General features: G+C 61.5%; 13 protein-coding genes. 7 read left to right on the top strand and 6 right to left on the bottom strand.

Annotation, left to right across the window (positions count from 1 at the left end):
• Window positions 1-210: 210 nt before the first annotated feature.
• Window positions 211-588 carry a DUF6481 family protein gene (locus HPT29_RS10585; protein ID WP_173948616.1) on the top strand — a complete coding sequence of 126 codons (378 nt, stop codon included), beginning with the start codon at window positions 211-213 and terminating at the stop codon, window positions 586-588.
• A 180-nt stretch (window positions 589-768) separates the two neighbouring features.
• Window positions 769-1,449, top strand: a complete 681-nt coding sequence (locus HPT29_RS10580) for a spermidine synthase family protein (RefSeq protein ID WP_173948697.1) — start codon at window positions 769-771, stop codon at window positions 1,447-1,449.
• A gap of 48 nt (window positions 1,450-1,497) precedes the next feature.
• On the opposite strand, the gene HPT29_RS10575 is transcribed toward HPT29_RS10580, so the two are convergent.
• The 5 genes from HPT29_RS10575 to HPT29_RS10555 form a co-directional block, all read right to left on the bottom strand.
• A complete protein-coding gene (locus HPT29_RS10575; protein ID WP_259060537.1) occupies window positions 1,498-3,150 on the bottom strand; it encodes a PAS domain-containing hybrid sensor histidine kinase/response regulator in 1,653 nt (550 codons plus the stop codon).
• The gene (locus HPT29_RS10570) at window positions 3,147-3,914 is read right to left on the bottom strand and encodes an alpha/beta fold hydrolase (protein ID WP_285892605.1); all 768 of its coding nucleotides are present in this window, start codon (window positions 3,912-3,914) and stop codon (window positions 3,147-3,149) included. The genes HPT29_RS10575 and HPT29_RS10570 overlap by 4 nt, the downstream gene beginning before the upstream one ends.
• Before the next feature lie 424 nt (window positions 3,915-4,338).
• On the bottom strand, window positions 4,339-5,427 hold the full coding sequence (locus tag HPT29_RS10565) for a sensor histidine kinase (RefSeq protein ID WP_173948619.1): 1,089 nt from the start codon (window positions 5,425-5,427) through the stop codon (window positions 4,339-4,341).
• Window positions 5,428-5,429: 2 nt separating this feature from the next.
• On the bottom strand, window positions 5,430-6,926 hold the full coding sequence (locus tag HPT29_RS10560; RefSeq protein ID WP_173948621.1) for an ATPase domain-containing protein: 1,497 nt from the start codon (window positions 6,924-6,926) through the stop codon (window positions 5,430-5,432).
• Window positions 6,916-7,266 carry a HigA family addiction module antitoxin gene (locus HPT29_RS10555; RefSeq protein WP_173948623.1) on the bottom strand — a complete coding sequence of 117 codons (351 nt, stop codon included), beginning with the start codon at window positions 7,264-7,266 and terminating at the stop codon, window positions 6,916-6,918. The genes HPT29_RS10560 and HPT29_RS10555 overlap by 11 nt, the downstream gene beginning before the upstream one ends.
• A gap of 537 nt (window positions 7,267-7,803) precedes the next feature.
• Between HPT29_RS10555 and HPT29_RS10550 the strand changes: the two genes are divergently transcribed.
• Entirely contained in the window at window positions 7,804-8,580 is a 777-nt protein-coding gene (locus HPT29_RS10550; RefSeq protein WP_173948625.1) for an alpha/beta hydrolase, read from the top strand.
• 192 nt (window positions 8,581-8,772) lie between these two features.
• On the top strand, window positions 8,773-9,681 hold the full coding sequence (locus tag HPT29_RS10545) for a helix-turn-helix domain-containing protein (protein WP_173948627.1): 909 nt from the start codon (window positions 8,773-8,775) through the stop codon (window positions 9,679-9,681).
• A gap of 341 nt (window positions 9,682-10,022) precedes the next feature.
• On the opposite strand, the gene HPT29_RS10540 is transcribed toward HPT29_RS10545, so the two are convergent.
• Complete coding sequence (locus tag HPT29_RS10540; RefSeq protein WP_173948629.1) at window positions 10,023-10,517, bottom strand: DUF302 domain-containing protein; 495 nt, start codon at window positions 10,515-10,517, stop codon at window positions 10,023-10,025.
• Window positions 10,518-10,814: 297 nt separating this feature from the next.
• On the opposite strand from HPT29_RS10540, the gene HPT29_RS10535 reads away from it, so the two are divergent.
• The 3 genes from HPT29_RS10535 to HPT29_RS10525 all read left to right on the top strand — a co-directional run bounded on the left by HPT29_RS10535 (window position 10,815) and on the right by HPT29_RS10525 (window position 12,918).
• Window positions 10,815-11,126 (top strand): BufA1 family periplasmic bufferin-type metallophore, encoded by a 312-nt coding sequence (locus HPT29_RS10535; protein WP_173948631.1) that lies wholly within the window; start codon window positions 10,815-10,817, stop codon window positions 11,124-11,126.
• 107 nt (window positions 11,127-11,233) lie between these two features.
• On the top strand, window positions 11,234-12,130 hold the full coding sequence (gene bufB, locus HPT29_RS10530) for an MNIO family bufferin maturase (RefSeq protein WP_173948632.1): 897 nt from the start codon (window positions 11,234-11,236) through the stop codon (window positions 12,128-12,130).
• Window positions 12,131-12,138: 8 nt separating this feature from the next.
• Window positions 12,139-12,918 carry an HvfC/BufC N-terminal domain-containing protein gene (locus HPT29_RS10525; RefSeq protein ID WP_173948642.1) on the top strand — a complete coding sequence of 260 codons (780 nt, stop codon included), beginning with the start codon at window positions 12,139-12,141 and terminating at the stop codon, window positions 12,916-12,918.
• Window positions 12,919-13,049: the final 131 nt, after the last annotated feature.

Raw genomic sequence — 13,049 nt, 5'->3', positions numbered from 1 at the left:
CGAAGTCCGTCATGTTCATGGTGAACTATGACGATGGTCGCACAGCCTATCTGTGGATCGACGATCCAGCAAAGGCGAACGATACTTGGGCCATCGGAGTGATTGCCCAAGCCCAGCAAGAGCAAGGCTCCCTGCCAGAGGGCACCATCACCAGCATCAGACGTGTCCGATAGCCGGCACGGATCAGACAAAGCACCCGTATTGAGATCCATGAACGAAATGAAGCAGAAAAATTTTAGCGAACGGCTGAGTGCCGCCAGAGACGCAAAGCAGGCCATGGCCGCCAAATTCCGTCAACGGCCCGGTCCAGATGATCCTGGTGTTGCGGAGCAGCGGGCTGCCCGGGCAGCGGTGAGTGCCGCGCGGGATGTTCGCCACGCCGAGCGGGAAGCTCAGCGCCGTACCGAGAACGTTCAGCGCGCAGCCGACGAGGCCCGCCTTACTGTGGAGCGGGAGGCTCTTGCTGCCGAGCAAGCCGCGCAGGAGAACCGCGCAGCCGCCGAAAAGGCAGTGAACGAGGCCCGGCTGGAGGCCGAACGCAAGGCTGCCCGTGATGCTCGCTACGCAGCCCGCAAAGCACGGAAGTAGCACTTACATCTAGAGACGTCGCATGAACGATATCTATTTGGAGACCATCATGAGCAAGAGAATGTGACGCGCGGACCAAGGGCTTGGACGAGCGTGCAGTCATTGATCGGCGTTCTCGACTAAATGCATTCTGTTGTGCATGGTCCCTTGAAAAGGGGAATGCTGTTCGAAGAGCTTTTTATGATTCCTTGGGTCTTACTCGACACGGCAAAAGTCCCGAGCGACGGAGGCGAATTGCGCCTCAAGAAGCGTGGGGCGGAGTTCTCCATCATGTTGGGCAGCAACGAGTTGATGAACAGCCGCCTTAGTGGTTCCGAAGAGGCGCTCGCTAGACTGTCTTGCCTGAGACTTCGGGGCCGCGACCGACCACAGATCCTGATCGGTGGGTTGGGGATGGGCTTCACGCTCCGCGCTGCGCTTGCCGAATTGGGACCCGATGCTCAGGTCACTGTGGCTGAACTGGTACCCGCCGTCGTGGCATGGGCCCGCGGTCCCATGGCCGAGGTGTTCGGCGACAGCCTTACCGATCCCCGCGTCAGCATCCACGAAGGGGATGTTGGCGGTCTGATCAGATCGAGCCGGTCGGCTTACGATGGGATCCTGTTGGATGTCGACAACGGACCCGAGGGACTGACACGCAAGGCCAATGACAGCCTCTACGACTTGTCGGGGCTTAGCTCCGCACGGACAGCACTGACTCCTGGTGGGGTCCTTGCCGTTTGGTCATCGGCCCCGAATAGCGCATTCACCCAGCGTCTGCGTAAGGCGGGATTTGGTGTGGATGAGGTCAGCGCTCGCGCAAACGGAACACGCGGGGGCGCAAGACACACCATCTGGATCGCGGCCAAACAAAGTGACTAACCTGCGTCGCAGGTGCAAAGCTGGAGAGACAGTGCCACGTGTAACTCGCTATTCGGCCTGTGTCCGCTTATGCACCTTGTGGGACGCCTTGCGAAGCACGCGGGATAGGGCCTCAACGGAATAGGGCTTCTGCAGCAGCTCGAACCCGTGCCCTCCCTCAGCAAGCACGTGGCTGTACCCGCTCGTCAGCACCAGCGGCAGGTCGGGATAGAGCCGTTGCACGTGGCGCGCCAACTCCACACCGTTCATGCCCGGCATCACCACGTCCGAGAACACGATGTCATGGGCGCCGGGAGATGTCGCCAACTCATCGAGCGCCGCCTGTGCACTCTCGACCCACTTGGTGCGATAGCCCAACTCTGCCAGCGTCTGCGTCACGAAGGTGCCAACGTCGCGGTTGTCCTCGACCACCAGCACGCAGGTACCGTACCCGTCTTCGGTGGTCTCCTCCTCTGGAGGGGCCACTCCGAGAGGGGCTATGACCCGGGGCAGGTACAGTGTGAATGTAGTGCCCTGGCCAACCTCGCTCTCGACAATGACCTGCCCACCTGACTGCTTAACGAACCCGAACACCTGGGACAATCCGAGGCCAGTGCCGTGGCCGACGCCCTTCGTGGTGAAAAACGGCTCGAAGATCTGATCAATCTGATCCGCCGGGATGCCTGAACCCGTGTCGGAGACCGAAATGGCCACATAAGGCGCCTTGACCGCCGCGTGTCGGCGGACGGCAGGCATTGTCTCGGCCGGCCACACGGTGATCGTGATCTGGCCCTCACTGTCCATTGCGTCACGCGCGTTGACCACGATGTTGATCAGCGCTGTGTCGAACTGACTCGGATCGGCGCTGATGAAACACGGCTTGTCGGGAAGGTAGGTGATGCTCTGGATCCGTGTCCCGGTCAGCGTACGGACCATATCGCTGAGCATCCGAACGGACTGCCCCGCATCGAAGGTCTCAGGCTTGAGCGCTTGGCGCCGGGCAAAGGCGAGAAGCTGGCTCGTGAGCTTGGCGGCCCGATCCACGGTATCAGAGATCGCGGCGACATAGCGGGCCCGCCGCTCCTCTGACAAATTCGGACGCTTGAGGAGATCGGTCGACGATTTGATGACCGTGAGCAGGTTGTTGAAGTCGTGCGCCACGCCCCCGGTGAGTTGGCCTACCGCCTCCATCTTCTGGGATTGGCGCATCGCCGCCTCGGCTTTCAGGCGCTCAGCGACCTCTTGGGCCACCCTCTCCTCCAAGGTCTCGTTCAGGCGCTTGAGGTCCTCGGCGGTCTGCTCGGCCTTTTGGCGCGCGAGAAGCAGCTCTCGCTCGTATTGTCGCCGGTCAGTGGCATTGAAGAGGGTGATGCGGTTGACGACAGGCTTCCCAGCTGCGTCCCGCTTCTGGACAGCATTGGCAAGAACCGGCAAGGCACGTCCGTCGGCGCCGATCAGATCGAAGGCAATCTCGTTCACAAATCCCTGCATCCGCAGGAGCGGCGCGAAATGGGTGTCGTAGAAGATCCTGTCGCCGATGCTCAGAAGTTCCTGGAAGCACTTGTTGCCGACCAGGTCCTGCCGCTCCATACCAATCCAGGTGAGGCAAGTTTGGTTGGCTCTGATGATGGTGCCATCCGGCAGGGTCGAGAGGTAGCCGCAGGGGGCGCTCTCGTAGAGCTCCTCCGGAGTTTCGATGATCGCCTTAGGGTCGATGCTCACTCTGCCGCCGTCTTGTTGGAAGCTGAACCGTGCAGAAAGGCTTCCATGGCGGCAATCGTCTCCTCAGGTGCACTCAGGTTCGGGCAGTGGCCCGTCGCCTGCATCAGGACGAACTCACTGTCCGGCAGGTTCTGATGCACGTAGTGCCCAACCGCCTCGGGTGCAATCACGTCCTGCGAGCACTGGAGGATGAGCGCCTTGGTCGTCACCTTGGGCAGGTCAGCGCGGTTGTCCGAGAGAAATGTCACACGGGCGAAGTGCTTGGCGATGTCCGGATTGGTGCGGCAGAAGCTGTTGGTAAGTTCCTCGCCGAGTTCCGGCCGCTCCGGGTTGCCCATGATCACCGGAGCCATGGCGCTCGACCAGCCGAGGTGATTGCTGTCGAGGGAATCCAGCAGACCCTCGATATCCTCCTGCGTGAACCCACCCACAAAATCGGCATCATCGATGTAGCGTGGTGAGGGGCCAATGAGCACAAGACGATCGAACCGCTCCGGCTCCCGGATGGCAGCGAGAACCCCGATCATGGCACTGACCGAGTGTCCGACGAAAATGACATCCTTGAGGTTCAACGCGCGGCAGATCGCCAGGACGTCATCAGCATAGCCTTGGAGGGAATCGTATCGTGCTTGATCGAAAGCGGCAGCATCGGACTGCCCGTGCCCAACATAGTCGAAGAGGATGATCTTGTAGCGGTCCTGGAAAGCAGGGGTAATGAACCGCCACATGTTCTGATCGCAGCCATAACCGTGGGCAAAGATCATGGGCTGCTCGCCCTGGCCCAGAATCTTAACATTGTGTCGGACCAGAATGGAAGGCATGGGCACTCGATGGAATTCCACAGACTGGTTGGGAGGGTTGGCTCGTCAGGTTACCGGTCTCTCGAGCTGTGTCTACTCCCATATCGACATTCGGGATCGTACGTCAGCCCCTCGGCATTGCGTAATAAACTTACGAGTCCTGGATCCTGTGTTCAAGGTTTGAGTCAAATCACGAAGGTCCCGATCGGGTCAACTTCCGCAAGGTGCTGGAATCGGTGGTACAGGGTAGACTCCCTCATCGAAAGCTGCCGGGGGCGACATTCGAAACTTGCACCGCCGCTCCTTGCAAGTTCTTTAGATCGATCTTCGTTGATCATTGTCGAATGGAACAGGATCATTGCACATGTTCCAGATCGTCGCCCGAGATCTACGCCACAGGGGCTTCGACAATGCACACGACGCCGGTGGGAGGAAAGGCAATCGTCACCTGTCCATCCAGATCCTGCGCCAAGGTGCGCTCGATGAGACGCGACCCAAAGCCCCACCGACTCGGGGCGACCACGGGCGGCCCCCCGGCCTCCGTCCAGCGCAGAGTCAGCCGCGGTGGCGCGGTTCCATTTTGCAACTCCCATGACACCTCGATAGTGCCGGTCTTGTTGGACAGTGCCCCGTACTTCACTGCATTGGTCGCCAGCTCATGCAGCGCCATCGCCAGCGCGAGCGACATGCGCGGCGTGACCCGCACATGCGGCCCCTTGATGTGGAAGCGGCTCTCCTCCGAGATCTCGTAAGGCTTGAGAGCGTTGGCGACCACTTCAACCAGATCGGCGCCCTCCCAACTTTCGCGGGTGAGCACGTCGTGGGCTCGGGACAGAGCCAGCAGCCGCATCTCCAAAGCCTCGCGCGCGTCCGTTTTCGTCTCTGCGGTGCGCAAGGTCTGCGCCGAGATCGACTGCACGGTCGCGAGCGTGTTCTTGACCCGATGGTTCAACTCGTTGATGAGCACCCTCTGATGCTCGGCTGCGCGCCTTTCCTTCTCGAGCGCCGCCCTCAGCCGCTCCTCACCTTCGTGCAGATCCTCCAGGCGGGATCGCGCCTCATATTGCCGAAGCCGTCCCCGCAAGGCGGAACGGGCGACGCTCACCAGCGTGCCGGCATGAAAGGGGCGTTCCAGAAACACCACGTTGCCGAGGATCTCGGACAGACGCGCCAGGGCCGGATTTCGCTCAACCCCACCGCCACGACGGGTGAGAAGCACGAAGGCGAAGTCGGACCACGGCGGTTGATCCGACAGCCATTGGGAAAGCTCCTTCAGATTAGTGGTGCGGAACGCCTCATCCGTGACCAGAGCAAAACCCGCACCTTGCGCGATCTCGCGCAACAGTGTCGGAAGGTCGGGGCAGATCTCGGCCGCAATTCCCGCAGCTTGCAGGATGTCCGCCGCAACAGCCGCATCCCGTCCGTGCGGAGCCAGGATGAGCGCCCGCCCCGAACGGGACTGGGGTGTGTCGCTCATGCTCAGCGGTCTTCGAGCAGCCGGGACCGGTTGCCCTCGGCCAGGACCGGAGTGCCGCGTAGAACCCCCTGGAAGCCCGTTAAGGGCTCTCCGACGGCAATGCCTTTGGTGTCGATCCGGATCTCGCGGATGGTGTTCTCGTGCGTGCCAAACCGTTTCTTGATGACGGAGATCGCCCGCCGAACCTGGCCGAACGCCTCGAAGTAGCGCAGCAGGATGACTGTGTCGGCGAGATAAGTGACATCGACGGGCGACTTCATGTCGCCGACGAGTCCGTGCTGGGCCACGGTCAGGAAGGTCGAGGCCCCCTGCCGGTTCAGGTACTGCAACAGCTCATGGATATGCAGAGTCAGGAATTGCTCATCCGGCATGGCGGCTTGATAGCCGTTGAGGCCATCGATCACGACCGTCTTGACGCTGTCGCGATCAATCCTGGCCCGGACCCTGTGGGCGAACTCTCCTGGTGAGAGCTCGGCGGCGTCGACCTGCTCGATAAACAGGTGACCGCTGGCGCACAGCGCGTCCAGATCGATGCCCATCAGCCTGGTGCGGTCCTTGAGCAATCCAAGCTCTTCGTCGAAGATGAACAAGGCCGCCTTCTCGCCCCGTGCGGCGGCAGCGACGGCGAACTGGACAGCCAGCAGGGACTTGCCTGCCCCCGCAGGTCCCATGATCAAGGTACTGGAGCCCTGCTCGATGCCGCCGCCCAGGAGTGTATCGAGCTCACCAATGCCGCTGGTGAGCACATGGCGGTCAAAGCCTGTCTTGTGCTCGCTGGAGATAAGACGCGGAAAGACCTGCACACCCCCTTCGGCAATGATGAAGTCGTGGAAGCCGCCCCGGAACGACTGGCCACGATACTTGATCACTCGCAGGCGGCGGCGCTCGGCGCCGTAGTTGGGCGTCAGCCCCTCCAGGCGGATGACGCCGTGGGCGAGGCTGTGAACGGTTTTGTCATTCGTGTCGGTGGTCAGGTCGTCCAGCATCAGCACCGTCGCGCCCTGCCGGGCAAAGTAGTGCTTCATCGCCAGGATCTGACGACGATAGCGCAGGGAGCTTTGCGCCAGGAGGCGGATCTCGGACAGGCTGTCGATCACGATGCGGACCGGCTGGGCTCGGTCGATGGCCTCGAACACGGCCTTGGTGGTCTCACCCAGCTCCAGATCCGACGAGTAGAGCAGGCTTTGCTGGTGCTCGTCGTCAAGGAGGTTCTCCGGCGGCACGAGTTCGAACACCTCAACATCGCCGCCGATGGTCCAGCCATGTGACGCGGCTCCTTCGCGCAGCTCCTGCTCGGTCTCCGACATGGTGATGTAGAGCCCGGTTTCTCCGATCTTGGCTCCTTCGAGCAAGAACTGGAGCGCGATGGTGGTCTTGCCGGTGCCGGGGCTGCCCTCCAGGAGATAGACGTGCCCGGGGGACAAGCCGCCGACGAGAATATCGTCCAGCCCCGCAACCCCGGTCCGCGCTCTCGGGGAGGGTTGAGGCTTATCGGTCATGATGAAGTCCAATCTCTTGCTGAAGAGCGGCCGGAAGGGTGTGTGTCGGGATCAGCCCGAGCACGTCGGCGAGCGCCTGTTCGGCGTGCCAGAGGTCGTACTGTTGCTGGCGGTCAAGCCAGAAGTGCGGTGTCGTGCCCGAGAGACGCGCCAGACGCGTGGCCATCTCGGGACTGAAGGCGGCCGTGCCGGCGAGAACCTTATGAAGCGTCTGGCGTGCGATGCGAAGCTCGCGGGCGGCTTGGCTGACGGAGAGATCAAGGCCAGGCAGGATCCGGTCACGCAGGATCAAGCCTGGATGAGCCGGAACTGCCGGAGGGGTGCCTCGGGAGGCTTTCATGATCGATCCTTGATGCTACACCTGTAGCGTTATGGGCGACAGGCCACCGAAAACAAGGGCTGCCGCTGATCTAAATATGATTGCTCCATCAAATCCTTCAGGAATGTCCGCTCGTCCCTCGTCACGCGCGGCCCAAAGGTCGGCTTGGGGTCAGGCAACGAAGTTCGCGGACCGTGAGGAAGGTCTGGTTACGCCAGGATTGGTGCCTTCAAGCGTAGGCCTCAGGAGTGCCAAAGGCGGACCTCGGACGAAGCAGCATAGGATACTGAGGTTTGAACCCTAATGGCCCTACCATCAATCCATCCTTCGCCGTGCCTATAGCGTCAGCCGGCTCAGGCTCGTTACAGGGCGGATACAACCTGAACCTCTACAATTTATCCAAAGTAGTGCTACCGATCGCTGTGACCGCGAGCGATGCAGGATCGTTCAATCGAGGGACGACAGCTCCGAATACCGTGGCATCAGGCTGGTAGAGCAACCCGAACTGCGTGGCTGCTTGCTTCCAGCCCACAAGTGCTTTGGAAAGGGAGAAAGAACATGTCCAGCACCATTACTCTTCTTGCTTCTGCCGCAGCCCTGGCTCTCGGCATCGGCGCCGTCTCAGCCAAGGCGGCTGGCGAAGAACCCGTCAAGTCCGTCATCCTCGTCCATGGCGGCTTTGTGGACGGCTCCGGCTGGCAGAGCGTCTATAGTATCCTGAAGAAGGACGGCTTCGATGTTACTGTCGTGCAGAACTCTACGACCTCGCTCGCCGACGATGTAGCTGTAACGAAGCGCGCAATTGCGGCCGCCTCGGGCCAAGTGATCCTGGTCGGGCACTCCTACGGTGGTGTTGTGGTGTCCGAGGCAGGGACCGACCCAAAGGTTGCTGGCCTTGTTTACATCGCGGCCTTCGCACCTGATGCCGGAGAGTCGGTCTCAAGCTTGATTGCGAACCCGCCGCCTGGTTCTCCCGTGCCCCCAATCCTGGCCCCCATGGACGGGTTTCTCTTCCTCGATCGGGCCAAGTTTTTTGACTCGTTCGCCGCGGACGTTGACGTGGAACTCGCATCCTTCATGGCGGCTTCCCAGGTCCCCTGGGGCGTCGCCGCGCTGGAAGGAAAGGTGAGCGCGCCAGCGTGGAAGGGGAAGCCCACCTGGTATCTGGTGGCGACTGACGACAAAATGATGCCGCCCGCTGCCCAACGTCAGATGGCTGAGCGAGCGGGAGCCATCACCGTGGAAACGCCAGGCAGCCATGCGGTCTATGTCTCAACCCCCCAGGTTGTGGCCGACCTGATTGCCCGTGCTGCCGTCAACGCCGGGCTCCAATAGCCTCCCGTCTGGGCACTGGCTTATCCGGCGCCCAGATCCATTTTCCAACCGAATTGCAGGATCGTTCAATGCAGACCTAACTCTCTCGTCCAATCCTTCTCTGTGAGGCGCAGATCGAAGCAATAGGGACGAGGTACCCTGCATTGCGCTGCCATGTTAGGAATGGGGTGTCACGAGACGGAGGAGGTCGCCATGAGCCTCAACCTGCGATTGGTTGAAGTCGCCACGGTTCCAATTGGGCTGCCTCGCAAGACGGACAGAAAGCTTGCCGTCCGGGGGCTCTCAAGCTCTCGGCTGATCTCGGCTGATGTCTGCTACGGCTTCAAGTCTGTCGAGAGCAATGCAGAGTTTCCGAAGTGGGAAGACGCCTACAGCATTGGCGTGCGCTTCAACGATGAGAAGAGCGACGTCGTCATGGACGGCCGCACCATTTCGCGTCCGCACCGCAGGGGCGAGACGCATTTCCTATACGTGTCGGGCTTGGAGCACATCGACTTCACCACACCTCGCCATACGGTCGAAACCATCCTACAGCGGAGTTTCATGCGCGAGATCGCGGATGATCTCGAAGTGCCGCACGTGACGCACCTGGGCAAGAGCCTCTATCATGTGACGGACGATCCGGTCCTTCGCCGTCTCGCCCTGCGGATCCATCCCTACTTCGACGCACCAGAGACCATTGACCCGCTATTTGCGGATCACTTTATGTGGAGCCTCGGGATCTATGTATGCGCTACCTATGGAGATCTGGCCATGCGTCGTCCGGTCAGAGGCGGCTTGAGCACATGGCAAGAGCGGCTGGCGAAAGAGGTTATGGAGACCAGCGTGGTAGGTGGCATCGGACTGGCCGAACTCGCGAGCCTATGTGGACTGCGGACGAGCCAGTTCGCTCATGCTTTTAAGCGATCGACGGGCATGGCGCCCTATCAATGGCTTCAACGACGCCGCGTGGAGCGGGCGAAAGATCTCCTCACTTTCCGCGACACCTCCCTCGCGGACATCGCGTTGACGTGTGGCTTTTCCGACCAAAGCCATCTCACCCGCACGTTCGCACGCCTCGTCGGCACTACGCCGGGAGCGTGGAGAGCAACGATCCATTAAGAGCTCCGGCGCGAATAATTCGTAATGAAGGTACCGATAGAGCACGCTAGGTTTAGGACATCCCCGACGCCGACGATGACTGCTTTGGGTCAGGTAGTGAAATTCGTTCACTGACAGGAACATCGGATGTTCCTGTCCAAAGCGGAAATTCGCCCACCGTCCGGAACGTGCCAGGAACCGACCTTCCTTCCAGGCAGAACGTACGTCAAATCCGGAGTCACCGTCTCTTCGGGCAATGCCTCCTAGGAGCCGGGAAAGCACCGATCCGTATCCACGACAGGGTGGAAGTGTGCGACCAGCTCCGTCTTCAATCCTTGGCGAGTCAGTCGCCTCGCCAGGCCCTACTCGGAAATGCTTGATGCAATGGACGAGATCACATCGGATGCTTTGTCGAAAGCCGTGTCCCGATCCGTTATGCGATGGCGACGGGCGATATGATGGAAGTCGTTGTAAACGGTCCACACGGCACCGGTCTCACCCTCCGAAACCAGCAGCCGGACCGGCCAGTCGATCCCTGCATCCGGGTTGGACGTAATGAACTGCGAGCCGAGTGCCGGATTGCCGAACACCAGGAGCGTCGACGGCCTCAGCTTGATCCCGGCCTCGGAGGCGAGCTTCGATTGGTCGACCGCGAGGAAGAACATGATGCCTTTCGCCGCAATGTCCTGCTTGATCCGGTCGATGGTCTCGTTGAACGGGTAAGCGCTCTTGACGCGGACGAGCCCGTTCTCGAGCACCTGGTGGGTCGAGTCCTCCGCCCTTGCACCGACGGGCACGAGGGCGAGGGTGAACGGGATGAGGGTCGCTGCGGCGAGAGCTGCGATGCGGGCTGTCATGGATCGGTCCTCCTGGTTGCCGCTCACGCGCTGTTCGTGAGCCATGCCGCAAGCATGAGGCCATGCGTTCTCCGCCTGAAATTCCGAATGGCTTTCAAGTCCATATCCTCAGGCTATCGTCAGCCGAAGGGCAGACCGTGCGGACGTCAGCCCCGCTCGATCCAGCCGGCCACCCCATGATAGACGGCAGCTATCGGCTCCATCGCAAGCCGGTATTTCACCTGTCCTTCCGTTGCCATGACCATGGCTCGTGCGGACGCCGTCGTGGCGCCGCTCCACGAATGGAGGAAACAACCGATGACCACCCGAACCACGATCAGCGTTGCCGCGGCCATGGCGGCGTCCCTCGCCTATGCCGCGGCGACTGCCGCCCATGCGCAGCCCAAGCCCCCACCGACGGCCGACCAGGAAAAGTGCTTCGGAGTTGCCCTCAAGGGACAGAACGACTGTGCGGCCGGCCCCGGCACCACCTGTGCCGGCACCTCCAAGATCGACTATCAGGGCAACGCCTGGAAGATCGTGCCCAAGGGTACCTGCACGACCGTGATGGCCCCCGGCAACCGCATGGGCAGCCTGCAAGCGGTCAACCGCGACCTTCCACCGTCCTGATCGACCTGCCGGGACACAGTTCCGGGCCCAACGATGGACGTACCAAGCGCCCGGGATCCGCTTTGTTTGGGCCCGGGCCGTCATTGAGCACAGGACAGGAGGATGCCATGACTGCACCAGCCTCTCGCACACCTTCCAGCCTCGGGGTGCTTCCCGCACGGGCCGGACTGGGGTTGAAGCCCCGGCATTACGGGGAGATCCTCCAGGCATTACCCCCAGTCGGGTTCTTCGAGGTGCATGCGGAGAACTACATGGGCGACGGCGGACCGCCGCACCGGTACCTGGAGCGGATTCGAGCCCATTATCCGTTGTCGGTGCACGGCGTGGGTTTGTCCATCGGCGGCGACCAGCCGCTCGACAAGACGCATCTCGCCCGCCTGCGTCGCCTGATCGAGCGCTACGAGCCCGAGTCGTTTTCCGAGCACCTCGCCTGGTCCACGCACGACACCGTGTTCCTCAACGATCTGCTGCCGGTGCCGTACGATGGCCCGACCCTGAGGCGGGTCTGCGAGCACGTCGACGAGGTCCAGGAGACCTTGGGGCGGCGCATGCTGCTGGAGAATCCTTCCACCTACATCGCCTTCGAGCAAAGCGACATGTCGGAGATCGATTTCCTGCGCGAGATCGCGTGCCGGGCCGGCTGTGGGCTTCTTCTCGACGTCAACAACGTGTTCGTCTCGGCCACCAACCATGCTTACGATGCAACAGCCTATCTCGACGCCTTTCCTGTCGAATACGTCGGCGAGATCCATCTTGCCGGGTTTGTCGAGGACCAGGGCGATACCGGGGACCGGCTCCTGATCGATGCCCACGGCACTCCGGTGGCGGACATCGTTTGGAGGCTGTTCGAGCTGACTCTCCGGCGGACCGGACCGGTCGCGACGCTGATCGAATGGGACAATGACGTTCCCGCATTTCCTACTCTGATGACCGAGGCCAGGAAGGCGGATCGCGCCCTGGTAACGGAGAGATACCGCCGCAGGGCCGTGCTCGAGTTCACGTGAGGTCCGTCATGCTGTCGCTGCGTGCGCTTCGGAAGCACTTTTCCCTAGCCTTGCTCGACCGCACGCGTGAGGCCCCGCCGGGGATCCATGCGGCAGGGAGGAACCGGGCCGGGCACCGCTTCAATGTCTACCGCAACAATGTTTTCGTCAGCCTGACCGAGGCTCTCGTGGCCCGGTTTCCTGTCTGCCACGCTCTTGTCGGAGACGAATTCTTCCGCGCCACGGCCCGGGTGTTCATCGAGCTGTCGCCACCCCGCTCGCCTGTTCTCATGACCTATGGCGACGACTTCGCGAACTTCATCGAGACCTTCCCACCCGCAGGCCCAGTCCCATACCTGGGCGATGTGGCCCGCCTTGAGGCAGCGCTGACGCGCGCCTATCACGCGGCGGATGCTTCTCCGCTCACCTTCGATGAACTTGCCGCTCTTGCGCCAAACCGGTGGGACGACACCCATCTCAAGCTACATCCCTCCGTGCAGATCGTGACGTCGCAGTACCCGGTCGTGTCGATTTGGGAAGCCCATACCCACTCGGGTGAATCACCCATGATCGACGGCTCGAACGGAGAGGACGCCCTCGTGGCCCGCCCGGATCTCGACGTGGAGGTCCACCGCCTCCCCCCTGGCGCAGCCACCTTCCTGATGGCGCTCCTGAAGGGTGCAAGTTTGAGGGCTGCCGCCGATGGGGCAGCGGCTGATCCGGATTTTGATCTGATCACCACGTTGTCGGGAATTCTCGCCGTCAGGATCATCGTAGGCATCCACAGCCCGGGACATCAGGGGTTATAGAGCCCAAGCGGGAGGCAGAATCCATCGGCGGCGGCAATCGGAACCTTCGTTGCCGTAACGGGAGCAGTCCAAAGTCTAGCCTTCCGAGGTTTCCACTCTGGAACGACACTCCGGAAAACTCCAATCTTCAT

The organism is Microvirga terrae, from assembly GCF_013307435.2.
Lineage (GTDB): Bacteria > Pseudomonadota > Alphaproteobacteria > Rhizobiales > Beijerinckiaceae > Microvirga > Microvirga terrae.
Note: the sequence above shows the minus strand (reverse complement) of the source record. Positions and strands in the feature narration are given on the sequence as shown.